The sequence below is a fragment of the Rhodococcus sp. 14-2483-1-1 genome (genome assembly GCF_002259335.1).
In the GTDB taxonomy this organism is placed as follows: Bacteria; Actinomycetota; Actinomycetes; order Mycobacteriales; family Mycobacteriaceae; genus Rhodococcoides.
The window spans coordinates 374,948-401,246 of sequence record NZ_NPFX01000022.1 but is presented as its reverse complement, the minus strand read 5'-3'; the positions used below and the strand labels follow the sequence as shown (position 1 = coordinate 401,246).

The window sequence follows — 26,299 nt, the reverse complement described above, 5'->3', positions numbered from 1 at the left end:
ATGTTCGACTGTGTGCATGCGATGGGCCGGTCAGACTCTCGAAGCCGCGGACGACGGCGCGCTACCGGGGCTCGAACGGTCCGGGCTCGTCCGCAGCGTACAGACCCCGGAGTTCGAGGGAATAACCTTCCACGAGGTGCTGTGCAAGAGTGCCCTGAACGAGGTTCCGGGTGAATCGCAGGTGCCCTTCTCGTGGACCGTGAATCCGATGCGGGGATGTTCCCATGCGTGCCGGTACTGCTTCGCCAGACCGACACACGAATACCTGGACCTCGACTCCGGCAACGACTTCGACTCGCAGATCGTCGTCAAGACGAATGTCGCGGCAGTCCTACGCAAAGAGCTCGCACGTCGATCCTGGAAAAGGGAGCCGGTAGCGCTCGGGACGAACACCGACCCCTATCAGCGCGCCGAGGGCCGATACCGGTTGATGCCCGGCATCATTCGGGTGTTGACGGAGTCCGGTACGCCTTTCTCGATCCTGACCAAGGGCACACTGCTGCGTCGCGACCTGCCCTTGTTGACGTTGGCTGCTCAGCAGGTAGATGTGCACGTGAGCATCAGCCTCGCCATCCACGACCCCGATCTGCAGAAGCAGCTCGAGCCCGGGACCCCAAGTCCACGTGCACGATTGGACCTCATCCGTGCCGTCCGTGACGCAGGCCTGGATTGTGGAGTGTTGGTCGCACCGGTGATTCCCTTCCTCACGGACGGTGCCAAGCATCTCGACGGTCTGATCAGCGCACTGGCCGACGCGGGAGCTACGAGTGTGACGGCGTTGCCGATGCATCTACGGTCCAGCACCAAGGACTGGTACATGAGCTGGCTGGTGAAGGAGCACCCGGCGTTGGTCCGGCGATACCGTCAGCTCTACGGTCACGGGGCGTACGTGACGGCCGAGTACAAGCAGTGGCTCCGAGGGCGTATCGACCCGTTGCTCGAGACGTACGGGTTCGCCGTAGAACAAACCCGGTCTTTGCCTGCCAACGAGCCCGCCGAACCCCGAGAACTGGCGACCTCGGGACCGGCCCTCACGCTGTTCTGAGTGGTGCGATCACGGGTTGTTCAGATCGCGCGCCGAGAACGTGTCGCAGGCCGCGACCTGTCCGGTCTCGTACCCGGCGGTGAACCATGCCTGTCGCTGGGCAGAAGACCCGTGCGTCCAGCCCTCGGGGTTGACGCGGCCGGTGGATGCCTGCTGAATCCGGTCGTCGCCCACCGACGACGCGGCCGAGAGCGCGTCGTTGATGTCGGTGGTGGTCAGCGGCTCGAGGAACGGAACCCCGGTTTTCGGATCGACCGTCTCGGCTGCGTAGTGCGCCCAGATGCCCGCGTAGCAATCTGCCTGCAACTCCACCTTGACGCCACCGGACTCGGGTCCCTGCGGATCGGCTTGCGCGCGCCCGATGTCACCCAGCTGATTCTGGATGTGGTGGCCGATCTCGTGCGCCACCACGTACTCCTGCGCGAGTGGTCCGCCGCTGGAGCCGAACTGGTCGACGAGTACCTGAAAGAAGCTGGTGTCGAAATATGCCGTGGAATCGGCCGGGCAGTAGAACGGCCCGACGGCGCTGGTGGCGTTGCCGCAGCCAGTGTTCGTTGCACCCGAGAACAGGTTGACAGCCGGCTGGACGTACGCGACGCCGGTCTGCGATTGCAGCTGCGATTCCCACACGGTGTCGAGGCTCGCCACCGTGAAATCGACTCGGCAGTCGACATTGCTGTTCGCCTCTGTGACGTCACAGTCGAGCGTTCCGGACGACCCGGAGTCGTTCTGTCCGGCTGAACTGTCGCCGCCACTGATCTGGTTCAGGATTGCTCCCGGGTCGCCGCCGAACAGCAGGGCAAGGACGATGACGACCAAGCCACCCGCTCCGCCGCCGATCGCCAACTTGCCGCGTCCACCGCCCCCGCCGCCGCCGACCGAGACTCGGCCCGGTTCCGATTGCGAGCCTTCTCTGAACGTCATGACCGAGTTCCCCTCCGCCGAGCCAGCATCTGACGATGCGAACCGATACCGCCGCTGTCGGCCTTAGCTTCGCATGCCGGGACGGCATCTCGTTTCCTTCTACGGTGATGTGCTCCGTAGGATCGGTGAGCGAAGAACACGATCAGCGGATTTTTCTCGAAAGGACACCCGTGCTGCGCACCCACCTCGCCGGCTCATTACGCCCCGAGCACGTCGACCGAACCGTGACGCTGACGGGATGGGTGGCCCGTCGACGCGATCACGGCGGCGTCATCTTCATCGACCTTCGTGACGCCTCCGGTGTGTCCCAGGTCGTCTTCCGCGAGGGAGCAGCACTCGAGCAGGCACACCGCCTGCGTGCCGAGTACGTGGTGAAGGTGACCGGCAAGGTCGAGGGTCGTCCCGAGGGCAACGCAAACTACGAGATCCCCACCGGTGCCATCGAGGTCGAGGCCTCCGAGATCGAGGTCTTGTCCGAGGCCGCACCGCTGCCGTTCCAGCTGGACGATCAGCCGGGCGAGGAAGCGCGTCTGAAGTACCGCTACCTCGACCTGCGCCGTGAGGGCCCCGGCCGTGCCATTCGGCTGCGTTCTCACGTCAACGCTGCCGCCCGGTCGGTGCTTGCGCATCACGAGTTCGTCGAGGTCGAGACCCCGACGCTGACGCGTTCCACTCCCGAAGGCGCACGAGACTTCCTCGTTCCCGCACGTCTGCAGCCGGGCAGCTTCTACGCTCTGCCGCAGAGCCCGCAGCTGTTCAAGCAGCTGCTCATGGTCGGCGGTATCGAGCGGTACTACCAGATCGCCCGGTGCTACCGAGACGAAGATTTCCGCGCCGACCGTCAGCCCGAGTTCACCCAGCTCGACGTCGAGATGAGCTTCGTCACTCAGGACGACGTCATCCTGCTGGCCGAGGAAATTCTGGCGTCGCTGTGGAAGCTCGTCGGGCATCACTTCACCGCGCCGATTCCGCGGATCACCTACGCCGAGGCCATGCGCCGCTACGGATCCGACAAGCCGGACCTGCGATTCGACATCGAGCTTGTCGAGTGCACGGATTTCTTCTCCGAGACCACCTTCCGGGTGTTCCAGGCTCCCTACGTCGGCGCGGTCGTCATGCCCGGTGGCGCATCTCAGCCCCGCAAGCAACTGGACCGCTGGCAGGAATTCGCCAAGCAACGTGGACACAAGGGCCTCGCCTACGTTCTCGTCGGCGAGGACGGCACCCTCGGCGGCCCGGTCGCGAAGAATCTGACAGACGCCGAACGCGACGGCCTGGCCGCGCACGTCGGTGCGAACAACGGCGATGCGATCTTCTTCTCCGCAGGACCCGTCAAGGCCTCGCGTGGACTGCTCGGTGCCGTCCGCGGCGAGATCGCCCGCAAGCTCGACCTGATCGACCCGAAGGCCTGGGCATTCGTCTGGGTCGTCGACGCTCCGCTGTTCGAGCCGACGTCCGATGCCACCGCCAGCGGTGACGTAGCCGTCGGATCCGGCGCGTGGACGGCTGTGCACCACGCGTTCACCTCGCCGAAGCCGGAGTCGATGGAGACGTTCGACACCGACCCCGGGTCTGCTCTGGCCTACGCCTACGACATCGTCTGCAACGGCAACGAGATCGGTGGCGGCAGTATTCGTATCCACCGCAAGGACATTCAGGAACGGGTGTTCGCGATCATGGGTATCGGCAAGGAAGAAGCTCAGGAGAAGTTCGGCTTTCTCCTCGATGCCTTCTCCTACGGCGCACCGCCGCACGGCGGAATCGCGTTCGGCTGGGACCGGATCACCGCGCTGCTCGCCGGGGTCGATTCCATCCGTGAGGTCATCGCATTCCCCAAGTCCGGTGGTGGCATCGATCCGCTGACCGACGCGCCTGCACCGATCACGCCGCAGCAGCGTAAGGAATCGGGCGTCGACTTCAAGCCGGAAAAAAAGGAAGAGTCTCCAGCTTCGGCCGAGACTGTGGTCGACGCGTAACAGTCGACTTCCGAACGCGAATGTCCCCGTAACGCCGAGCGTTACGGGGACATTCGCGTATATCGAGCTGTGTCGTCAGCGAGCGGGGGACAACGGCCCACCGGTGAGCACGCGGTAGGCGTAGTTCAGCGCAATCACCGAAACTGGGACGGTGACCAGCAGCCCTAGTCCGCACGGTATGGCGCCGACGATATTGATCGCAGCCAGAGCGAGGATCAGCAGGATGACGGGGCCGAAGTTCTTGACCACCAGATCGACGCTCGTCTTTATGGCGTCGAACGCGGCCAGGTTCCGGTCCAGCGCGAACGTCAGAGTGAAGGCTGTCAGTACGCCGAACACGATCTGCAGGAGCGTTCCCAGGAAAGGGATGAATCCGAGCACCACGGTGACCACGGTCCAGATCGCGGCCAGGACGGCGAGCTGAGGCACATTGGTCAATTGGAAGAACCGGCCGAACGTCGGCTTCTGCGGGCCGACGGTCTCGTCCAGCGCTCCGCGTACGAAGGCCGCGTTGACGAAGTACCCCACGAAGGTAGCGACGGCGGTCAGGAGTATCGACAGTACGGAGAACGTGCCGACGTCCAGGGTCTCACCGCGATTGCCGGCGTCCATCGCAGCAGCGAAGGTCGACGCGAACGTAACCACGAAGGCGACCACGCCCACCGCCAGCACGATGGCGGTCAGTCCGAGCCACGGACCGACATTGGCCTTGAATTTGTCGAAGCCGTAGCTCAGCGCCGCACCGACGTCGAGTCGGCCGGGATTGGGGCCCATCGGTGCCTGCCCGTAGCCCTGGTTTCCGTAATTCCCGTAGTTTCCGGGAGGCGGTGGGTAGGCACCGGGAGGCGGTGGGTAACCGCCGGGTGCGCCGCCCTGGGGTGGATAGTTTCCGGGCGGTGGGGGATATCCACCGGGTGCGCCGCCCTGGGGTGGGTAGTTTCCGGGCGGTGGGTAGCCGCCGGGAGGGGGATAGCCGCCGGGAGGGGGATAACCGCTCCCTGGCGTCTGCGGTTTGTTCAGGTCCGGCTGGTCCGGATTGGGGTCGCCACCGTATTGCGGTCCATTGGGCGGGTTTTCACTCACGTTTCACCCTTCAGTGTCTTGCGAAGTACGTCGACGATTCGTCCGTATTTTCAGGCTGAGCGAACCGTAGACAGTTCTGTGTGTCAAGGCGTCGACATTCTGACGGCGCGGGGGTCCTAAATGTTCCAGCCCGCGTGCACCGATCGCGAATTCTTGCCGAGCGCACCGGGCTCGGCCCTACTAGGGTTGTGTGTTCCACCCATACCGGGACTATCACGAGGGGCTCGCCGTGGGCATCAAGGTTGCACTCGAACACCGCACCAGCTATCAGTTCGACCGCACTGTCAAGATCTTTCCGCATGAAATCCGGTTGCGCCCCGCGCCACATTCGCGCACACCGATCGAGGCGTATTCGCTGAAGATCGAACCAGCGGAACACTTCGTCAACTGGCAGCAGGACGTCTTCGGTAACTTTCTTGCTCGGGTGGTGTTTCCCGAGCGCACCGACCATCTGTCGATCACGGTCGGGCTCGTCGCAGACATGGCGTCGATCAACCCGCTGGACTTCTTCGTCGAAGAATGGGCGGAGCACTTCGGATTCGCGTACGAAGAGCACGACCTTCCTGATCTGGAGCCGTACCTGCGTCCGGTGGATGAAGACAAGGCAGGCTCGGGTCCCGGTCCGGTGGTCTCGGCCTGGGTGGAGAAGCTGCAGGCAGCGGTTGTCGAACGCGGAGAGTCGTTGCGCACCATCGACTTTCTCGTCATGGCAAACCAAGCCGTCATGGGTGACGTCGGTTACTCCGTGCGGATGGAGCCCGGGGTACAGACGCCCGATCTGACGCTGACGTCTGCTGTGGGGTCTTGCCGTGACTCGGCATGGTTGCTGGTTTCGGTGCTGCGCCAGATGGGTCTCGCTGCGCGTTTCGTCTCCGGCTATCTCGTTCAGTTGTCCTCGGACGTCAAGTCGTTGGACGGTCCGTCCGGTCCTGTCGAGGACTTCACCGATCTGCACGCATGGACCGAGGTGTATCTGCCCGGGGCGGGCTGGGTCGGGATGGATCCGACATCGGGTCTGTTCGCAGGCGAGGGGCACATCCCACTCTCGGCGACGCCGCACCCGTCCACGGCGGCCGCGATCTCCGGTGCGACGAGCAAGTGCAAGGCCGAACTCGATTTCTCGAACACCGTCGTCCGCGTGCACGAGGACCCGCGAACGACGTTGCCGTACACGGCTGATCAGTGGGAATCGATCAAGGTCACGGCGGCGAAGATCGACAAGCGGATGCACGACCAGGACATCCGGTTGACGGTCGGTGGTGAGCCGACGTTCGTCGCCATCGAGAATCAGGAAGCCCCGGAGTGGAACACCACAGCCGATGGCCCACACAAGCGAAAGCTGGCCAGTGTGCTGGCCGAACGCCTTCGGACCATCTACGCACCGGACGGACTTGTACAGCGCAGTCAGGGCAAGTGGTACCCCGGCGAGCCGCTGCCGCGGTGGCAGGTGGGACTGTTCTGGCGCACCGACGGTCAAGCCCTGTGGCACGATTCCGATCTGATCGCGGATCCCTGGTTGGCCGAGGACCTTCGCCCGGAGCCGGTGGACAACTCGGCGTCGCAGGAGTTGATCGACGAGTTGGTCAAGGCGCTCGGACTGCCTGCCTCACAAGCCCGTCCCGCCTACGAGGACCCGCTGGTGAAACTGTTGGACCTGGTTCGTCAGCCCTACGGTGACCCGCCGGCCGACGACGACGATCTCGAACCGGGAGCCGATTCCGCGAACGCCAGAAAACAACTGCTCGAGCGGCTCGATGCCAGCACGGACGAGCCTGCGGCGTTCGTGTTGCCGATATCTCGCACCGAGGACGGCTCCGGCTGGGAGAGCTCGGACTGGAAGTTGCGCCGAGGCCGAATCGTGTTGCTGGAGGGCGACTCTCCTGCCGGTCTACGGTTGCCGCTCCGCGCGATCTCCTGGGACGGTGGTCCGGTCGAGAACCCGTCCGATCCCACCGCGCCCACTCCCGATCTACCCATTCGGCAATTGACGCAGCAACCGCCGCGTGCGGTGAATCCGGCCGAGTCGCGGTACGCGCAGTTGGTGAACGAGACGTCCGGGGTAGGCGGCACCGCCGTGACCGCGCTGGTCGCCGAGGTCCGCGACGGCGTTCTGCACGTGTTCATGCCGCCGATGGATCGATTGGACGATTTTGTCGACCTCGTCTCGCGCGTCGAGCACGCGGCCTCGACCATCGACACGCCGGTCGTCATCGAGGGTTACGGTCCGCCGTCGGATCCGCGCATCCAAACCCTGACCGTCACACCGGATCCCGGTGTGATCGAGGTCAACGTTCAACCGACGTCCTCGTGGGCCGAACAGAACGAGCTCATGGAACGCCTCTACCTCGAGGCACGTAAGTCTCGGTTGAGTACCGAAGGATTCGACAACGACGGCACCACTCGCGGAACCGGGGGTGGCAACCACATCACCCTGGGCGGGGTCACACCCGTGGACTCGCCGGTTCTCCGTCGACCGGACTTGCTGGTGTCGCTGCTGACGCATTGGCAGCGTCACCCGTCGCTGTCGTACCTGTTCTCGGGTCGATTCATCGGAACCACGTCGCAGGCTCCTCGTGCCGACGAGGGTCGCGAGGAATCGCTCTACGAACTCGAGGTTGCGTTCAGCGAGATCAGGCGACTGACCGATGGAGATCGATCCGCGTCGCCCTGGGTGGTGGATCGGGCGTTGCGTCACCTGCTCACCGACATCACCGGGAACACGCACCGTGCCGAGTTCTGCATAGACAAGCTCTACAGTCCCGACTCCACTCGGGGCCGACTGGGATTGCTCGAGCTGCGCGGGTTCGAGATGCCGCCCCATCATCAGATGGCAATGGTGCAGTCACTGCTCGTGCGTTCGATGGTCTCGCGCTTCTGGGACACCCCGCTCCAGGCACCTCTGATTCGGCACGGCGCGAACCTGCACGGGCGGTACATGCTGCCGCACTTCGTCATCAACGACATCGGCCGCGTGGTGGAGGACCTTCGCGAGCACGGCATCGAGTTCGACACCAGCTGGCTGGACCCGTTCACCGAGTTCCGTTTCCCGCGGATCGGAACCACCGTGGTCGGCGACGCCGAGATCGAACTACGTGGCGCGATCGAGCCGTGGAACACCCTCGGTGAGGAATCGACGTCCTCGGGAACGGCGCGCTATGTGGATTCCTCGGTGGAGCGGATCCAGGTCCAGGTCGCCGGAGCCGATGCGGGTCGATACCTGTTGACGTGCAACGGGGTGCCGGTGCCGCTGCTGCGCACCGATCGACAGGACGTTCAGGTCGCTGGGGTGCGGTACCGCGCATGGCAGCCGCCGAGCGCTCTGCACCCGACGATCGAGGTACAGAGTCCGCTGCGTTTCGATCTCGTGGAGATGCAGACCGGGCGCGCGGTGGGCGGATGCTCGTACCATGTCGTTCACCCGGGCGGTAGGTCGTACGACGGTCCACCCGTCAACTCCGTCGAGGCCGAAGCACGCCGTAACGGCCGCTTCGAGGAGGGTGGGTTCACCTCGGGCAAGGTGGACGTAGCAAGATTGCTCGAGATGCACGCTCGACAGGCAATCGATGTGAGTGCTCCCGGCATGTTGGACCTGCGCCGAACAGGAGTTCACACGCCCTGACGCGTACCTGCACAACAGAACGAGTCGACCGGTAGCGATCTCGGTCCGACGCGCTTCGGGTGAATTCGGTTTCGAGTTCACCCGGCGTCGGAGGGTGATCGACCGACGGAAGGAACAGCGGCTCGATGGTGCCCGTAGATACTGCCCTGAGTGGAGCCGGCCGGAATGAACCCGTGACGGGTGGAGCCGGCCGGAACGAACCTGTGACGGGTGGAGCCGGCCGGAGCGAAGAAGTCTCCAGTGGAGCCGGGTCGGCCTGGCTTGCTTATCGGGGTCGGCGTGAGGCCGTGATCGGTCGGGCAGATCGTTTCGACGAGATGCTCGATCCCGACGACAACATCCGTCCGCATTGGGCGGGGTTGATCGACGGAATGCGCGAGGCCGGTTCGGGGGCCATGCAGACGTTGCAGTCACGGGTCAGCCGACTCGTCGACGACCACGGCATCACGTACAACCCCATTCCGTCGGGCGGTTCCGAGGCTGTGCCCAGTGCAGTGCGGTGGGGCTTGGACAGCGTTCCGTTGGTGGTCGCGGCCGACGAGTGGGACCGTCTGGAAGCCGGTTTGGTTCAGCGCTCGATGTTGCTCGATGCGGTACTTGCCGATATCTACGGTGCCCAGGAGACCGTTCGGCGCGGGCTGATCCCGCCGGAGCTGATCTTCGGCAACCCAGGCTATCTGCGGGCGGCGCATGCGATCACCATCCCGGGTCCGCATCAGTTGTTCATGCATGCCGCCGACGTCGCCCGCGGCTCGGACGGTCGATTCCAGGTCGTGGCCGACCGAACTCAGGCACCGTCCGGCGTGGGGTATGCGCTCGCGGATCGGCGCGTGATGTCGCGAGCGATGCCCGAGCTGTTCCAGGAGAGCAACCCGAGGCCGCTCTCGACGTTCGCGCGTGCGGTGCGGTTGGCGCTGCGCGACGCTGCGCCCGCATCCGCCGAGGATCCGGTGGTGGTTGTACTGAGCCCCGGTTCGCATTCCGAGACTGCGTTCGATCAGGCGTATCTCGCAACGGTTCTCGGCTTCCCGTTGGTGGAGAACGCCGATCTCGTCGTTCGGGACGGCTGCCTCTGGATGCGGTCGCTCGGCAAGCTCCGCCGCGTCGATGTTGTGCTTCGTCGAGTGGACGCCGAGTTCGCCGACCCACTGGATTTGCGCCCGGACTCGCATCTGGGTGTGGTGGGACTGGTCGAGGCGCTGCGGCGGGGTGCTGTCAGTGTGGTCAACACCCTCGGCAGTGGGGTACTCGAGAACTCGGCACTGGTTCCGTTGCTGCCGGCACTCAGCAGGGCGCTACTGGACGAGGATTTGGTACTGGATTCGGTTGCCACCTATTGGGGTGGTGACCCTGATCAGCTCTCGCACATCGGCAATCGACTGCGTTCGCTGGTGCTGCGGTCGACCACGTCGCGTCGCACGGTGGTGGGACACGATCTCACGGATGCCGGAGCTCGCGACTTGTGGGATCGGATCGTTGCCGAGCCCTGGAAGTGGACCGGTCAGGAAGTACCGGAATTCTCGGTGGCTCCGGTCGGTTCGTCGATCGGCGGGGGAGCGGGCGAGCAGTTGGCGGTGGCTCCCGCGCAAGTGGGGATGAGGCTGTTCACGGTCGCGCAGCGCGGTGGGTACACCCCGATGCGCGGCGGACTGGGGCAGGTGGTGATCACGGCTCCGGTCACCGATCCCCTCATCACGGTGGCCTCGAAGGATGTCTGGGTGAAGTCGCTGGAACGGGTCACGCCGGCCGATTCTGCGCCGCACACCCCGCCCGCGACGGTGGAAGAGCTGCCGCAGTACGCCGCGTCCAACGTCGATGTGGTCAGCTCACCACGTGTGCTGGGCGATCTGTTCTGGTTCGGTCGCTACACCGAGCGTGCCGAGGACATGACTCGTCTGCTGATCGCGGCGCGCGAACGTAATCAGGACTACCGGTCGATGCCGTGGTTGGAGGGCAGCGAGAGCTTGCCGATCCTGCTCGAAGCGGTCACCAAGGTCTCGCGCACCGGACCGGGTTTCCTCGACGAGAAGACCCGCGCCGACGCGATCGTCGAACTGCGTTCGCTGATGCTGTCGGCGGCACGCCTCGGATCACTGGCGCAATCGGTGGATCGAATGCAGCAGGCGGCGCGCGCGGTGCGCGATCAGCTGTCGAACGACACCTGGGCCGTGCTCAACCGCATCGACACCGCGCTCGAAGAATTGGCGGAGTCCCCGGTCAACAACGGTGCCCAACTGGCCGCGTCGCAGTCGAGCGTGCTGCGGGGTCTGCTCGCGGTGTCCGGGTTGGCGTCGGAGTCGATGGTTCGAGATGCCGGCTGGTACCTGATGGACGCGGGCAAACGGATCGAACGTGGCCTGCAACTGACAGCTCTGCTGTCGGCAACCCTCAGCCACGCCCTCACACCGTCCACGGAACAGGCCGTCATCGATTCGGTGTTGTCTGCGGCCGAGTCCTCGGTGATCTATCGCCGACGCAACAGCGGCCGGGCGCGTCCGGCGGCTGTTGCGCAGCTGCTGTTGTTCGACGAGGGAAATCCGCGAGCGTTGGTGTATCAGCTCGATCGTCTTCGCGACGACCTCGGATCGCTGCCCGACGCCTCGGGTACCTCACGGCCGGAGCAACTCGTCGAGCAGATGCGGGTGCGGTTGCGGCGAGTGGACCCGGGCGATCTGGAATCGGTCGACGCCAACGGTCGCCGGGTCGACCTGATCGAGTTGGTGGACGGCATCCACGATTCCCTCGAAGAGCTGTCTCGCGTGGTCCTCGCGACGCACATGTCGTTGCCGGGTGGCACGCAGCCGCTGTGGGGTAGCTCGAACATTCGAACTGCGAACGGGGTGCAGTGATGAGCCGTCGGTACCGAATCAAGCACATCACGACCTATACCTACTCCGATCGCGTCTCCTCGTCGTACGGGCGAGGATTTCTCGCGCCGCGAGACATGGATGGGCAACACTGCACGGAGAAATCGGTCACCGTGGAACCTGCGCCGACCGATCAGTCCTTCGGGGTCGACGTCTACGGCAACGAGGACGTGTACTTTCACGTGACGCACGATCACGAGAAACTGGTGGTGACGGCGGACTCGCTGGTGGAGGTCTATCCGCGGCCGGTGGACGAGACCACGTCGTGGCCGGCAACCGCGCCGTGGGAGTCCGCTCGGATGACGCTGTTCGACCCGACCGTGCCGGCGGATTCGGCCCGGGCATCCGCGGTGGAGTTCGCTCTGGATCTTCCCACTCCGGAGATCACCGACGAGGTGCGCGCGTATGCCGCGCCCAGCTTCCGGCCCGGTCGACCGCTGGCGGACGTCATCGTCGATCTGACGCATCGCATTTTCACGGACTTTCGGTATCTGTCCGGTTCCACGACGGTCTCGACCACCGTGGTCGATGTGCTCTCCGCGCGTTCGGGTGTGTGCCAGGACTTCGCCCGACTGGCCATTGCCTGCCTGCGGTCGCAGGGTCTCGCCGCTAGGTACGTGTCGGGATATCTGGCGACCGAACCTCCGCCAGGGAAGGAACGGATGATCGGCGTCGATGCGACCCACGCGTGGGCTGCGGTGTGGATGCCGAACGATCGGTGGCTCGCTTTCGACCCCACCAACGACCAATTGGTCGACGAGCGGTACGCGACGGTGGCGTGGGGGCGTGACTACGCCGATGTGCCACCCCTGCGCGGGGTCATCTACACCGAGGCGGAGGAGAGCACTATCTCCGTGTCGGTGGACGTTGCACCGCAGTAGCGAACCCTGCATAATTCGATGGTTCGGGGGTAACCGACCATCTGGTCGAATCTGGGAATGTGACGTGCGAAAAGCCGCAAAACGGACAATCGTGTCCCATTCGTAGTCGTCGACTCAGCACAGAAGATCGCAGCGAACGGGTAGCTTGGACATCGATGACCGCAACACTGGCAGACCCTGTATCAGAGGTAGTAGCAGCAGCACAGCGCCTCCTCGCCAAGCGCACCGGAGCTCCGGTGACGCTGATCGACCCGGTGAATCTCGGCGGTAGCGGCCAGGCGATCGTATTGCGAGTCAAGGTCTCCGAGAACCCCTTTCAGTTGCCCCGCACCTTGGTGCTCAAGCAAGTACGCGATGTGGCCGGCGAGTCGGAATTACATACCGAGTTGGCCGACATCGCAGGGTCGAGTGCATTCCTGCGGGAGGCGGCCTCGTATCAGTTCGCCAACGCACTGGCCACCGACAGCAGGCCGGGGCCGGAACTGCACGCCTACGATCTCGACGCGCGGTTGCTCGTACTCAGCGACCTCGGTGACGCCAGCCCCATCACCACTCTGTTGCGAAACTCGGACGAGGCCGCAGTGACCAACTCGCTGATGGCGATGGCCCAGGCGCTCGGTCGGATGCATGCCGCGACCGTCGGCCGCGAGGACGATTTCGCAGCGCTCCTCCGTCGCGTCGGCCAACCCGACACCACGGACGGAATCTCCGCGCAGATTCCCGATGCACTTACCGAGGTTCCGGAATTGTTGGCCGGCTTGCCCGGGGTGGGTCCCACCCCTGATGCGCTTCTCGATCGCGTATCTCGTAGCGGAAGGCTGTTCGCGCACGGCACCTTCCGCGCATTCAGCCCGTCCGATCTGTGTCCCGACAACATCATCGTCAACGACGAAGGTGTCCGTTTTCTCGATTACGAGTGGGGCGGATTCCGCGACGCCACCCTCGACATCACCTATGCCCTGGCCTCGTTCCCGGGGTGCCTGTGCAGCTTCGAGCTCACGCACGAACGTGAGCAGGCGATGATCGATGCATGGCGTTCGGAGGTCGTCGGGATCTGGCCTGCACTGGCCGACGACACCGCCCTGGCGAGCAAGATCCTCGACGCGCGGCTGATCTGGGTATGGCTGACCACCTACTGGTTCCTGCCCGACGACCACACGCGCATCGCCGCGGCGCGGGCGCACCACCTGTCGGTTCCACGGTCGCAGGCGCTCGTTTCTCGGTGGGCGGTACTGGCCGACAGCGCCGAGCGTGCCGGTGAGACCGGCATCGCCGAGTACGCAGCATCGGTCGCGACCGCGTTGCGGGCGAAGTGGGAGCGGTAGCCACGACGTCGTTCGCATTCTCGACAGCGCGATCGGTAGCGTTCGACCGGTGAGTGGCGGCTTCGGAAGTGACATGTCGGGCAGTGATGTTTCGAGCAGCGACGACCCCGGCGATGGTCTCTTCGACACCCCAGCACCCCCGGAGACGACGATCGCCGAGTCGCGCCCGACCTCGACCTACGTCCGGCCCGACGCGCCGCTGGCGGTGAGAATGCGTCCGACGACCCTCGACGAGGTGGTCGGACAATCTCATCTGCTGGCTCCCGGGGCGCCGCTGCGTCGGCTCGTCGAGGGATCCGGTGCGTCCTCGGTGATGCTCTACGGTCCGCCGGGAACCGGAAAGACGACGCTCGCGTCGTTGATCTCCGGGGCCACCGGACGCAAGTTCGAGGCGTTGTCGGCCCTGTCGGCGGGCGTGAAGGAAGTGCGTAACGTCATCGAACTCGCGCGACGCCGGTTGCTGTCGGGTGAGCAGACGGTGCTGTTCATCGACGAGGTGCACCGCTTCTCCAAGACGCAGCAGGACGCGCTGCTCGCAGCCGTCGAGAATCGAATCGTGTTGCTGGTGGCGGCGACCACCGAGAACCCCTCGTTCTCGGTGGTGTCGCCTCTGCTGTCGCGGTCTTTGGTGTTGCAGTTGCAGCCGCTGGGGACCGAGGACATCGAATTGCTGTTGACCCGCGCGGCCAACGACCCGCGTGGGCTGGACGGGGCGGTGACCATCGCCGAGGACGCGATGGACCACCTCGTGCGGCTCGCGGCCGGGGACGCCCGCCGAGCGTTGACGGCGCTGGAAGCGGCAGCGGGCGCCGCAACCGACGGAACGCTGGACCTCGCGACGGTCGAGGCCAGTGTCGACAAGGCCGCTGTGCGCTACGACCGCGACGGCGACCAGCACTACGACGTGATCAGTGCGTTCATCAAGTCGATCCGAGGGTCCGATGTCGATGCAGCGCTGCACTATCTGGCGCGCATGATCACTGCGGGCGAGGACGCGCGGTTCATTGCCCGACGGTTGGTGGTGCACGCCAGCGAGGACATCGGGATGGCCGATCCGACTGCACTGCAGACGGCCACGGCCGCGGCGAACGCCGTGCAGATGATCGGCATGCCCGAGGCGCGGTTGGCGCTTGCGCAGGCCACGATCCACCTGGCCACTGCACCGAAATCGGGTGCGGTGATCGCAGCTCTCGGTGCGGCCATGGCCGATGTAGCGGCCGGAAAGTCGGGATCGGTACCGCCGCATCTCCGCGACGGTCACTACAAGGGAGCCCAGGGGTTGGGGAATGCCGTCGGGTATCGGTATCCGCACAGCAGTCCCGGCGGGGTCCTCGGTCAGCAGTACCCTCCGGACGAGTTGGTCGGTGTGAACTACTACGAGCCCACCGAGCACGGTGCCGAGCGCGAAATTGCGACCAGGGTGGGCAAACTCCGTCGGATCATCCGGGGCCGATAGGCCCTCGAGTCGGCACAGGGTCCGACGACGCTAACCTGTATCAGTGCAGACCCATGAGATCCGCAGGCGTTTCCTCGACCATTTCGTGAAGGCGGGGCACACCGAAGTACCCAGTGCATCGTTGATTCTCGACGACCCGAACCTGCTGTTCGTCAATGCCGGCATGGTTCCCTTCGTGCCGTTCTTCCTCGGTCAGCAGACGCCCCCGTACAAGACCGCGACGAGCGTCCAGAAGTGCGTGCGCACCCTCGACATCGAGAACGTGGGCATCACTACCCGCCACAACACGTTCTTTCAGATGGCCGGCAACTTCTCGTTCGGCGACTACTTCAAGCGCGACGCGATTCGGCACGCCTGGTCGTTGTTGACCGACAGCGTGGAGGACGGCGGATACGGGTTCGACCCCGAGCGTATTTGGGCCACTGCATATCTCGACGACGACGAGGCAATCGAACTCTGGAAGGAAATCGCCGGGCTGCCCGACGAGCGAATTCAACGCCGCGGAATGGCCGACAACTACTGGTCCATGGGCATTCCGGGACCCTGTGGCCCGTGCTCCGAGATCTACTACGACCGCGGACCCGAGTTCGGTGCCGAGGGCGGCCCTGAGGCCGACGAGGATCGGTACATCGAGATCTGGAACCTCGTGTTCATGCAGAACGAGCGCGGCAAGGGGATCAGCAAGGACGACTTCGAGATCCTCGGTCCGCTGCCGAAGCAGAACATCGACACCGGCATGGGCGTCGAGCGCGTCGCGTTCCTGCTGCAGGGCGTGGACAACGTCTACGAGACCGACCTCGTTCGCCCGGTGATCGCCAAGGCCGAGGAACTCTCGGGACGCGCATACGGTGCGAATCACGACGACGACGTGCGTTTCCGCGTCATCGCCGATCACGCACGCACCGCCGCGCTGCTCATCTCCGACGGCGTCAACCCCGGCAACGACGGTCGCGGCTACGTGCTGCGCCGGCTGCTACGCCGCATCGTGCGCTCGGCGCGTCTGCTCGGTGCGCCCGACGAGACGATGGCGCAGTTCGTCACTGTGGTGCGTGACACGATGGCGGAGTCCTACCCGAACCTGGTCACCGACTTCGACCGCATTCTGACCGTCGCAGTGGGGGAGGAGACGGCATTCCTCAAGACGCTCACCTCGGGTTCGCGATTGTTCGAGGGCGCGGCAGAGGCGGTCAAGGCGTCGGGCGCGAAAAAGATCGGCGGTGCCGAAGCGTTCGCGCTGCACGACACGTACGGGTTCCCGATCGATCTGACGCTCGAGATGGCCGCGGAGGCGGGTCTTTCGGTCGACGAGGACGGTTTCCGGTCGTTGATGGCCGAGCAGCGCAACCGGGCCAAGGACGACGCCCGCGCCCGCAAGCATGCACATGCCGACCTCACGGTCTACAAGGACTTCGTCGACGGTTCGCCGACGGAATTCACCGGATTCGACGAACTCGGTTCCGAGGCAACGGTATTGGCGTTGATCTCGAACGGAGTTCGCGTTCCGACCGCAGTTGCGGGCGAGAGCATCGAGGTCATCCTCGACCGCAGCCCGCTCTACGCCGAATCCGGTGGACAGATCGCCGACATCGGCACCATCACCGCGCCTGGCCTCGATGTCAAGGTCAACGACGTGCAGAAAATCGCCAAGAAGGTCTGGACGCACAAGTCGGTGGTCGAGTCGGGTCAGATCACCGAGGGTGACACCGTCCACGTCGACGTCGACCACGCCTGGCGCAAAGGCGCGACTCAGGGCCATTCGGGTACCCACATGGTGCACGCTGCTTTGCGGCAGGTCCTCGGGCCGAACGCGACACAGGCGGGATCGCTCAACAAGCCCGGCTACCTCCGGTTCGACTTCTCGTGGCAGGGCGCGCTCTCGGAGGCGCAGCGCGACGACATCGAGAACGTCGCCAACGATGCGGTGGGCTCCGATTTCGCAGTCAACACCCTGGTCACCGACCTCGACAGTGCCAAGAAGATGGGCGCGATGGCCCTGTTCGGCGAGAACTACGGCGACGAAGTGCGCGTCGTCGAGATCGGCGGACCGTTCTCGATGGAACTGTGCGGTGGTACGCATGTGCAGCACTCGTCCCAGATCGGCCCGGTCACCATCCTGGGTGAATCGTCGGTCGGGTCCGGCGTGCGCCGCGTCGAGGCATTCGTCGGCCTCGATTCGTACCGCTATCTCGCCAAGGAACGCGCGTTGCTCGCAGGCATCGCGTCGTCGCTCAAGGTGCCGTCCGAGGAGGTCCCGGCGCGTATCGAGACCCTCGTCGAGCGTCTGCGTGTCGCCGAGAAGGAGCTCGACGCGGTCAAGGCGGCGGCGGTACTGGCCTCGGCGGGCGAGTTCGTCGGAAAGGCCGAGCGGTTCGGCGATGTTCGCGCGGTGGTCGCGCAGGCACCCGACGGTGTCGGCGGCAACGACCTGCGCACCCTGGTGACCGATATTCGTGGACGCCTCGGTGCGGATCCGGCCGTCGTGGTGCTGTTCGGCACGGTCGGCGGCAAGGTCCCGTTCGTGGTGTCGACCAACAAGGCTGCCCAGGATGCGGGTGTCGCCGCCGGTGACCTGGTGGCGGCCTTCGGTCCGAGCATCGGTGGCCGAGGTGGCGGTAAGCCCGAACTGGCCCAGGGGTCGGGGTCGGACGTCGCCGGAATCGCCGCCGGTATCGACGCTGCCCGGGCTCGACTGTCCGAACTCACGTCTCGCTGACGAGTATGGCCAACCTGGGGCGTGGCCCCGATCGGCCCGGCGTCGACGATCCGGGCCGGGGCCGGCGAATCGGTATCGACGTCGGCAGCGTTCGTATCGGAATCGCGTCCAGCGATCCCGACGGTGTGCTCGCGACGCCGGTCGAGACGGTGCCGCGCTCGAAGATCAAGGGTCCCGATGCCCCGGACGTGGTACGCGTCGCGGAGATCGTGGCCGAGTACGAAGCCGTCGAGATCGTGATCGGCCTACCCCGCACACTTCGCGGTGAGCGCGGCAGTGCCGTCGATGCCGCCGAGAGATTCGGGCGTTCCCTGCACAGACGGTTGGGCGACGTGCCGATTCGAATGGCCGACGAGCGACTGACTACCGTGAGTGCGTCGCGTGCACTACGGGACAGCGGTGTGCGGGCCAAGAATCAACGATCGGTGATCGATCAGGCTGCGGCGGTGGCGATATTGCAGGGCTGGCTCGACGAGCGCCGTGCCGTGTCGACTCGCGGTACTGCCGATCGCGCGGTCTCGGATCACGCAGGGACGAATTCAGGATCGACGGAGGTCGACGAGTGAACAACCATGGGTCCTTCGATCGGGACCGACGACATGCGCGCTCCGACGAGGCGCACACCGATCCGATCGGGTATCGCGTGGACGAGGGCAGCGACTTCGATCGCCGTATGAACGGCCGTCCGCGGCCGCCGCAACGGCACGAACCGCACCCCACGCCTGCACCTGGCGCAGATCGCGAACGCGACCGTACTGCGCGCTCGGATTCCGAGCGCGGCGCGGAGCCGCGGGAGGTGGGCCGCAGCCGTGCCGCGAGCCGCAGGGACCGTGCCGCGTCCACTCGCAAGCGTCGCGGCCGAATCGTGGCATTGGCGCTCGGGTTGGTGCTGATCGTCGCAGTTGCAGGCGGAGGGTATTTCGCAGTGAGCAAATTCGGGAATCGCACGACCCCGAATGCAGACTTCGCGGCCGGGTCCTCCGGTGACGGCGTCGTGATTCAGGTTCATCCCAACGACACCGCCCAACAAATCGGTACCGAGGCAGCGGACAAGGGTGTCGTCGCCAGCTCGGGGGCATTCCTCGAAGCTGCGATTGCGAACAACGCCATCACTTCGGTCCAACCGGGCTTCTACCTGCTCACCAGTAACGTGCCCGCCTCGCGAGCGGTGGGCGAACTGGTGGACCCCGCCTCCCGGGTGGGCAACATGGTCATCTCGGAGGGACGTCAGCTGCACGACGCGCGCGACGTGAACACCGGTGCCGTCAAGAAGGGCATCTACACGCTGATCTCCGAGGCGAGCTGCGTGGATCGAACGGGGAGCGGCACTCCCGCTTGCGTGAGCTACGACGACCTCAATGCGGCCGGAGCAGTGGACGACCCAGCGGCCCTGGGCGTTCCCGCCTGGGCTACCGATCGCGTCGAGGGAGTTCCGGACCGCGATCGTCAGCTCGAAGGCCTGATCGCAGCGGGAACCTGGGATTTCGATCCCAGTGCCGCACCCGCCGACATCTTGAAGCAGCTGGTGTCCGAGAGTGCCACTCGCTACGAGGACACCGGGATTCTCACCGCGGGCACCAACTCCGGGCTCACTCCGTACGACACTCTGGTCGCTGCATCTCTCGTCGAGCGGGAGTCCCTGCCGCAGGATTTCAGCAAGGTGGCCCGGGTGATTCTCAACCGGCTCGCGGTTCCGCAGAAACTCGAGTTCGACTCGACGGTCAACTACTCGCTCGACACGACCGAGGTGGCCACCACCGACGCCGACCGGGCGCGTGTGACCCCGTGGAACACCTACGCCAGCGAAGGGTTGCCGGCAACGCCTATCTCCTCACCGAGCATCGGTGCGGTGCAAGCCGTCGAGGCACCCGCCGACGGTGACTGGTTGTACTTCGTGACCATCAATCAGGCGGGTGAGACGCTGTTCACCCGAAGCTACGAGGAACACCTCGCGAACATCGCGAAGGTCGAACCAGGCTTCCTCGACAGCGGGCGCTGACGTGCGGGCCGCAGTCCTCGGAAGCCCCGTCGAACACTCGAAATCGCCGCTACTGCACCGCGCTGCGTACCGCGCCCTCGGTCTCGACGGCTGGACGTACGACCGAATCGAGTGCACGGGTGAGCAGCTGCCGGGCATGCTCGACGGTTTCGGTCCCGAATGGGTCGGGGTGTCCGTCACGATGCCAGGCAAGGTCGCTGCCTTGAACTACGCCGGCGAACGCACCGAACGGGCGGTGTTGGCCGGCTCGGCGAACACACTGGTGCGCACGGCTTCGGGCTGGCGGGCCGACTGCACGGATGTGGACGGAATCGTGGGTGCCCTACGCGGTGCGGGGGTCGTCGACCTGTCGGGTAGTTCCGTGACGGTGGTCGGAGCCGGGGGAACGTCACGGCCGGCCATCGTCGCATTGGCCGGGTTGGGGGCCGCCGCCGTCACCGTCGTCGCGCGCTCGGCCGACCGGGCGTCGGACACACTCAGGTGCGCCGTCTCCGCAGGACTGCGCGCGGAGTTCGCAGACATGACCGATCCCCGTCTCGCTGCCATCGCGAGTGCATCGGCCGTACTGGTCAGCACAGTGCCTGCGGCCGGAGCCGCACACATCGCTACTGAACTCGCCCACGCTCCGTTGGTGCTCGACGCCATCTACGATCCCTGGCCGACGCCGCTGGCAGCCGCGGTGGAGCAGGCCGGTGGAACTGTTGTCGGTGGCCTCGCAATGCTGCTCGAGCAGGCGTACGGGCAAGTCGAGCAGTTCACCGGCGAGCCGGCACCCCGGGCGGTCATGCGTGCTGCATTGGCCACTGCCGAGTGAGTACGACTTCCCGGTAGTCCACAGCCAGCGGGTTGTCCACAGGGCAATCCGCGATCAGGTGTTTTCCCGTGGCCGGCCGTGGGAGGGATGCGACCCTTCGGGCCATGTTCGGTCTGTGTGCAGCGTCGGTGATCGGTGCCGTTGCCGGGGTAGCGATGCGATTCGGTCTGGTCCGGTGGGATCCACGGTTTCTGCCCTTGTTGTCCGCGGTGGGTACCGGATGGGTCTGGTGGCGGTTCGGTGGGACCACCTACTGGGTTCCACTGTGCGTGCTGACATGGTGGTTCGTTGCGCTCAGCGCCATCGACCTACGGCGTCGCCGGTTGCCGAACGAATTGACGATCCCGGGTGCGATCGTGGTCACGACGATGCTCGTGTCGGTGGGGTCGGCGAGGGCATTGCTCGGCGGAGTTCTACTGTTCGCGATCTACCTCGTCGTGCACCTTCTCGCGCCGTCTGCGTTCGGTGCCGGGGACGTGAAGCTGGCGTGGTCGGTGGGCTCGATCGCAGCTCTCGGCGGTGGGGAAGGATGGGTGATCGCGGCGCTCTCGGCACCACTGGCAACTGCCGTGGTGGGATCGATCGTCGCTGCCGTCGGGCACAGTCGGGCACGTATCCCGCACGGCCCGTCCATGTGCGCGGCGACCCTGCTGGCATCTGCAGCTTGCCTGACGTGAAAAGATGCTCGAGTGCTGCGCTGGATAACTGCCGGAGAATCCCACGGACCCGCTCTCGTCGCCATTCTCGAAGGAATGGTCGCGGGAGTCGAGGTGACCTCGGACGATATTGCCTCCCAACTCGCCCGCCGTCGTCTCGGTTACGGCCGCGGGGCCCGAATGAAGTTCGAGGCGGACAAAGTCACGCTCACCGGCGGTGTGCGGCACGGCCGCACCATGGGCGGGCCAGTCGCGATCGAGGTCGGCAACACCGAATGGCCCAAGTGGGAGCAGGTGATGTCGGCCGATCCGGTCGACGAAGCCGTGCTTGCCGATCTCGCGCGTAACTCCCCGCTGACTCGCCCGCGCCCCGGACACGCAGATTTCTCCGGAATGCTCAAGTACGGCTTCGACGATGCGCGCCCGGTTCTCGAACGCGCGAGCGCACGCGAGACCGCAGCCCGGGTTGCCATCGGCACGGTGGCGCGCCTGTTCCTGAAGCAGGCGTTCGGCGTCGACGTGGTGTCCCATGTGATCTCCATCGGAGCATCCGATCCGTACGTGGGTCCGCCGCCTGCAGGTGACGATCTCGACGCGATCGACGCCTCCCCGGTGCGCGCGTTCGACAAGGCCGCCGAGGAGTCGATGATCGCCGAGATCGAAGCGGCGAAGAAGGACGGCGACACCCTCGGCGGTGTCGTCGAGGTCGTCGTGCACGGCCTCCCCGTCGGCCTCGGGTCGTTCGTCTCCGGGGAGCGCAAGCTCGACGCCAGGCTGGCCGCAGCGCTGATGGGAATCCAGGCCATCAAGGGTGTCGAGATCGGCGACGGGTTCGAGACCGCTCGCCGCCGCGGCAGTGTCGCCCACGACGAGATCAAGCCCGGCCCCGACGGGGTGCTGCGCTCGACCAACCGCGCAGGCGGCATCGAGGGCGGGATGACCAACGGCGAGCCACTGCGAGTGCGGGCCGCGATGAAGCCCATCTCCACGGTCCCGCGCGCGCTGGCAACAGTCGACATGAGCACCGGAGACGAAGCGGTCGCCATTCATCAGCGCTCCGACGTCTGCGCCGTTCCGGCCGCCGGTGTCGTCGCCGAGACGATGGTCGCCTTGGTGGTCGCGCAGGCAGCGTTGGAGAAGTTCGGTGGGGATTCGCTGGCGGAGACGACGAGCAACGTCGACCACTACGTGAAGGGCACCGCCGCCCGACCTCCACGATGAGACCGTACGCGGTCCTCGTCGGACCGCCGGGAGCAGGCAAGTCGACCATCGGTAGACGGCTTGCGCAGGCGTTGAATCTGGAGCTGTTCGACACCGACGTAGCCATCGAACGAGAGACCGGTCGCACGATCGCCGATATCTTCTCCCACGACGGCGAGCCGGCATTTCGGCAGATCGAGGAGCGGATAGTGGCGGGCGCGCTGGCCTCGCACGACGGCATCGTCTCCCTCGGCGGTGGTGCAGTGCTGTCCGCTGCCACGCGCGCTCTGCTGTCGAAGCACACGGTTGTCTACCTGGAAATCAGTGTGGCAGAAGGGCTTCGGCGGACGGGGGCCAATACGGTGAGGCCACTCCTCGCCGGTCCCGATCCCCGCGCGAAGTATCAGGAACTGATGCGGTATCGGCGGCCCCTCTACCGTTCGGTGGCCACGGTGCGCGTGCGAACCGACAGTCGCAGCCCGGCCCGAGTGGTGGGCCAGCTGGTCTCGAAACTGACTGCGATCGCACCCGTGCCCGCGCGCAATGTGAACGACGAAACCCCCAGTAGATGAAGGTGATTCGATGACAGAGCCAGTGCGCGTCCAGGTCGAGACTGCCAGCCCATACCCGGTGATCATCGGTCGAGGTCTGTTGACGGACCTGGTCGACGAGCTCGCCGGAACCGCCACCGTGGCGATCTTTCACCAGCCGCCGCTGGCCGAAACGGCCGAGGCCGTGCGTGCGGCATTGGCGGAGAAGGGAATCGACGCACACCGCATCGAGATTCCGGATGCCGAGGACGGTAAGGACCTCGCTGTGGCGGGATTCTGCTGGGAAGTGTTGGGCCGTATCGGCCTCACCCGCAGCGATGCCATCGTCAGCCTGGGCGGCGGAGCCGCGACGGACCTGGCCGGATTCGTGGCAGCAACGTGGATGCGTGGGGTCCGTATCGTGCACGTGCCGACGACGCTGCTCGCCATGGTCGACGCGGCCGTCGGCGGCAAGACGGGCATCAACACCGACGCCGGAAAGAACCTCGTCGGGTCCTTCCACGAACCGGCTGCCGTGCTGATCGACCTCGCCACGCTCGAGACCGTGCCCAAGAACGAGATCGTCTCGGGCATGGCCGAGGTGATCAAGACCGGTTTCATCGCCGATCCGAAGATTCTGGACATCATCGAAGCCGATCCGGCGGCCGCCCTCGATCCGACCGGTGACGTTCTACCGGAGTTGATCAAGCGATCGGTCGAGGTCAAGGCGAAGGTCGTGGCGGCGGATCTGCGCGAGTCGAACCTGCGCGAGATCCTGAACTACGGTCACACTCTTGCCCACGCCATCGAGCGACGCGAGCAGTACAGGTGGCGCCACGGTGCCGCCGTGTCGGTCGGTCTCGTGTTCGCGGCCGAGCTCGGACGGCTCGCCGGCCGTCTGGACGACGCCACGGCCGACAGACATCGATCGATTCTCGAATCGGTCGGCTTGCCGGTCACCTACGACGAGCACGCGTTCGGGGACCTGCTCAAGGGCATGCAGACGGACAAGAAGAATCGCGCCGGACTGTTGCGGTTCGTGGTCCTGGACGGTCTGGCCAAGCCGGGACGGCTGGAGGGTCCAGATCCGGCGCTGCTCGTCGCCGCATTCTCCGCAGTCGGTCGCGAGGCCCCGGCAACCGGTGGGTCCGCCATCATGTTGTGACACTCGGCCCCGGGCTCCGGACGAGATGAGAACGGGCGGTGAGCGACGCGTCATGCGTCACTCACCGCCCGTGTGTTCGTAGCGGGAGTCAGGAACCGTCGGCGGTGCCGTGCCGGTTGCCGCGCTTGTCCAGTCGGGGCTTTCCGTCGGCGTCCACTGCCGAGAACACCTCGGTGTCGGCTTCGCCGTGCTCTGCAGCCCACTGAGGTTCGGAACGCGTCGGTTCGGACCGCGTCTGCTCTGCCTGCGATCGAGTGCCGCGACTCGACTCGGCGCGTTCCGCGCTGCCCGCATTCACCAGCTCGCGGTCGTGCGCACGGTCGGCGTCGGAGGTGGCCAGCTTCTTCTTCGCGTCGCGGTTGACGATCAGCCGACCCACGAACACCGCAATGGTGGCAACGACGAAAATGGTGAGGATGGTGAACGCTGCACCGGAAGTAAGCTCGAAGATCAGACCGTTCTGACCGAGGCTGAAGTCGACGAAGAAGTCGATGATCCAACTGAGCAGTCCAGCGAGCAATCCTGCGACGACCGCAGCCTTGAGCCACACCATCGTGAGGTCCTGGCCGTCGTCGGGATCAGGATGATTGCGTCGATCGCGGACGCCGTCGATTCCTGCCCAGACGACGATTACGAGGATCACGAGGGCATACGCCACCCATCGCAACGCCGAGCCGCTCAGCGGCCACATCGATACTGCCGCCCCCAGCAGCAATCTAACGACGGCGTTGATCAATCCCATACCTATGCCACGCACTGCCCACCCAGTCATGCGGCACAGCATATCCGCACGTCGCCGTTCGTGTGGCAGGGCCCACAAAGTTCGAGTCCGATGTGTCCGGGCCCAGGCACGTCGGGGCGAGCAGTAATGTCGAGCGCATGCCTGCTGATTTCGGTGCCCGTCGTGGTGCCCTGCGAGAACTGTTGGCCGCCGACGGCCTCGATTCGATGTTGATCACCGACTTGCTGAACGTGCGTTATCTGACCGGTTTCACCGGCTCCAATGCGGCCCTGCTGGTCTCGGCGTCGGATTCGGTCGACGGTGAGAACGAGACCGTCATCTGCACCGACGGTCGGTATGTCACCCAGGTCGCCGAGCAGGTGCCGGATCTGCGTGCCGAGATCGACCGCGCATCGGCGATCCACCTCCTCCGGTCGGGAGTGTCGGGCCGTGGCGGCCGCATCGGTTTCGAGAGTCACGTCGTGACGGTCGATGCCCATCGCAGCTGGGCCGAGTTGGACGGGGGCGTCGACTTGGTGCGCGCACCCGGTGTCGTCGAGTCGCTGCGCATGGTCAAGGACGAGTTCGAGGTGGGATTGCTCCGTGACGCGTGCCGCGCTGCCGACGATGCGCTAGCCCAATTGCTGGCCAGGGGGAGCATTCGCGCCGGGAGAACCGAGCGTGAGGTGGCCCGCGAACTGGAATCTGCGATGCTCGACCACGGTGCCGATGCGATCTCTTTCGAGACCATCGTGGCTGCAGGCGTCAATTCCGCAGTGCCGCATCACCGACCGACGGATGCGGTGTTGTCCGAGGGTGACTTCGTGAAGCTGGACTTCGGCGCGCTCGTCGGCGGCTACCACTCCGACATGACCCGAACCTTCGTGATCGGTAGCCCGGCACAGTGGCAGCGCGACCTGTACGAGTTGGTGCAACGGTCCCAGACGGCTGGGCGAGAGGCGCTGGCACCAGGGGTGAACACCGCCTCGGTCGACGCGGCGTCGCGCTCGGTCATCGAGGACGCAGGGTACGGCGAGTACTTCTTGCACGGGCTCGGTCATGGCGTGGGCCTGGAAATCCACGAAGCGCCGGGAATCGCGAAGACGAGCACCGGTACACTGCTGAGCGGTGCAGCGGTCACCGTCGAGCCGGGTGTCTACTTCTCCGGTCGCGGCGGCGTTCGGATCGAGGACACACTCGTCGTTCGCGACGGGGGTCCGGAACTGCTCACCCTGACAAACAAGGAACTCACGTCCGTCTAGCGCGCGGGCGGGAGCGAATCCCGCACGTGACCGACGGCGCGTCACGCGCACAAACGATTGAGG

General features: G+C 65.5%; 19 protein-coding genes. 16 read left to right on the top strand and 3 right to left on the bottom strand.

Annotated features, from left to right (window positions below):
- The first annotated feature begins 16 nt into the window (after nucleotides 1–16).
- A complete protein-coding gene (locus CH294_RS22735) occupies nucleotides 17–1,045 on the top strand; it encodes an Rv2578c family radical SAM protein (RefSeq protein ID WP_094739120.1) in 1,029 nt (342 codons plus the stop codon).
- Nucleotides 1,046–1,054: 9 nt separating this feature from the next.
- Here CH294_RS22735 and CH294_RS22730 read toward each other — a convergent pair whose 3' ends face one another.
- Nucleotides 1,055–1,969: a neutral zinc metallopeptidase gene (locus CH294_RS22730; protein ID WP_037153206.1), complete on the bottom strand. Its 915-nt coding sequence runs from the start codon at nucleotides 1,967–1,969 to the stop codon at nucleotides 1,055–1,057.
- 170 nt (nucleotides 1,970–2,139) lie between these two features.
- Between CH294_RS22730 and aspS the strand changes: the two genes are divergently transcribed.
- Nucleotides 2,140–3,945 (top strand): aspartate--tRNA ligase, encoded by a 1,806-nt coding sequence (gene aspS / locus CH294_RS22725; RefSeq protein WP_037153209.1) that lies wholly within the window; start codon nucleotides 2,140–2,142, stop codon nucleotides 3,943–3,945.
- Between the two features lie 75 nt (nucleotides 3,946–4,020).
- Here aspS and CH294_RS22720 read toward each other — a convergent pair whose 3' ends face one another.
- The gene (locus CH294_RS22720; RefSeq protein WP_094739119.1) at nucleotides 4,021–5,028 is read right to left on the bottom strand and encodes a hypothetical protein; all 1,008 of its coding nucleotides are present in this window, start codon (nucleotides 5,026–5,028) and stop codon (nucleotides 4,021–4,023) included.
- Between the two features lie 229 nt (nucleotides 5,029–5,257).
- Here CH294_RS22720 and CH294_RS22715 point away from each other — a divergent pair, with 229 nt between their 5' ends.
- From CH294_RS22715 to aroB, 13 genes are all read left to right on the top strand, one after another.
- On the top strand, nucleotides 5,258–8,647 hold the full coding sequence (locus CH294_RS22715; RefSeq protein ID WP_032403341.1) for a transglutaminase family protein: 3,390 nt from the start codon (nucleotides 5,258–5,260) through the stop codon (nucleotides 8,645–8,647).
- A gap of 203 nt (nucleotides 8,648–8,850) precedes the next feature.
- Entirely contained in the window at nucleotides 8,851–11,496 is a 2,646-nt protein-coding gene (locus tag CH294_RS22710) for a circularly permuted type 2 ATP-grasp protein (RefSeq protein ID WP_052058410.1), read from the top strand.
- Entirely contained in the window at nucleotides 11,496–12,395 is a 900-nt protein-coding gene (locus CH294_RS22705; protein WP_032403343.1) for a transglutaminase family protein, read from the top strand. The genes CH294_RS22710 and CH294_RS22705 overlap by 1 nt, the downstream gene beginning before the upstream one ends.
- Before the next feature lie 155 nt (nucleotides 12,396–12,550).
- Nucleotides 12,551–13,720 (top strand): kinase, encoded by a 1,170-nt coding sequence (locus CH294_RS22700; protein ID WP_032403344.1) that lies wholly within the window; start codon nucleotides 12,551–12,553, stop codon nucleotides 13,718–13,720.
- Nucleotides 13,721–13,793: 73 nt separating this feature from the next.
- Nucleotides 13,794–15,176 carry a replication-associated recombination protein A gene (locus tag CH294_RS22695; RefSeq protein ID WP_094739117.1) on the top strand — a complete coding sequence of 461 codons (1,383 nt, stop codon included), beginning with the start codon at nucleotides 13,794–13,796 and terminating at the stop codon, nucleotides 15,174–15,176.
- 43 nt (nucleotides 15,177–15,219) lie between these two features.
- Nucleotides 15,220–17,889 carry an alanine--tRNA ligase gene (gene alaS / locus CH294_RS22690; RefSeq protein ID WP_094739116.1) on the top strand — a complete coding sequence of 890 codons (2,670 nt, stop codon included), beginning with the start codon at nucleotides 15,220–15,222 and terminating at the stop codon, nucleotides 17,887–17,889.
- A 5-nt stretch (nucleotides 17,890–17,894) separates the two neighbouring features.
- Nucleotides 17,895–18,455, top strand: a complete 561-nt coding sequence (ruvX, locus tag CH294_RS22685; protein WP_094739115.1) for a Holliday junction resolvase RuvX — start codon at nucleotides 17,895–17,897, stop codon at nucleotides 18,453–18,455.
- The gene (locus CH294_RS22680) at nucleotides 18,452–19,888 is read left to right on the top strand and encodes an endolytic transglycosylase MltG (RefSeq protein ID WP_094739114.1); all 1,437 of its coding nucleotides are present in this window, start codon (nucleotides 18,452–18,454) and stop codon (nucleotides 19,886–19,888) included. The genes ruvX and CH294_RS22680 overlap by 4 nt, the downstream gene beginning before the upstream one ends.
- A 1-nt stretch (nucleotide 19,889) precedes the next feature.
- The gene (locus CH294_RS22675) at nucleotides 19,890–20,702 is read left to right on the top strand and encodes a shikimate dehydrogenase (protein WP_032403349.1); all 813 of its coding nucleotides are present in this window, start codon (nucleotides 19,890–19,892) and stop codon (nucleotides 20,700–20,702) included.
- Nucleotides 20,703–20,806: 104 nt separating this feature from the next.
- Nucleotides 20,807–21,379 carry an A24 family peptidase gene (locus CH294_RS22670; RefSeq protein ID WP_094739113.1) on the top strand — a complete coding sequence of 191 codons (573 nt, stop codon included), beginning with the start codon at nucleotides 20,807–20,809 and terminating at the stop codon, nucleotides 21,377–21,379.
- Nucleotides 21,380–21,391: 12 nt separating this feature from the next.
- Entirely contained in the window at nucleotides 21,392–22,579 is a 1,188-nt protein-coding gene (gene aroC, locus CH294_RS22665) for a chorismate synthase (protein WP_032403350.1), read from the top strand.
- Nucleotides 22,576–23,130 (top strand): shikimate kinase, encoded by a 555-nt coding sequence (locus CH294_RS22660; RefSeq protein WP_094739112.1) that lies wholly within the window; start codon nucleotides 22,576–22,578, stop codon nucleotides 23,128–23,130. Before aroC ends, CH294_RS22660 begins: the two co-directional genes overlap by 4 nt.
- Nucleotides 23,131–23,140: 10 nt before the next feature.
- Nucleotides 23,141–24,253, top strand: coding sequence for a 3-dehydroquinate synthase (gene aroB / locus CH294_RS22655; protein ID WP_032403352.1), 1,113 nt, complete (start codon nucleotides 23,141–23,143; stop codon nucleotides 24,251–24,253).
- A gap of 88 nt (nucleotides 24,254–24,341) precedes the next feature.
- Here aroB and CH294_RS22650 read toward each other — a convergent pair whose 3' ends face one another.
- Entirely contained in the window at nucleotides 24,342–25,025 is a 684-nt protein-coding gene (locus CH294_RS22650; protein WP_094739191.1) for a B-4DMT family transporter, read from the bottom strand.
- Between the two features lie 107 nt (nucleotides 25,026–25,132).
- On the opposite strand from CH294_RS22650, the gene CH294_RS22645 reads away from it, so the two are divergent.
- Nucleotides 25,133–26,236 (top strand): Xaa-Pro peptidase family protein, encoded by a 1,104-nt coding sequence (locus tag CH294_RS22645; RefSeq protein WP_094739111.1) that lies wholly within the window; start codon nucleotides 25,133–25,135, stop codon nucleotides 26,234–26,236.
- Nucleotides 26,237–26,299 lie beyond the last annotated feature (63 nt).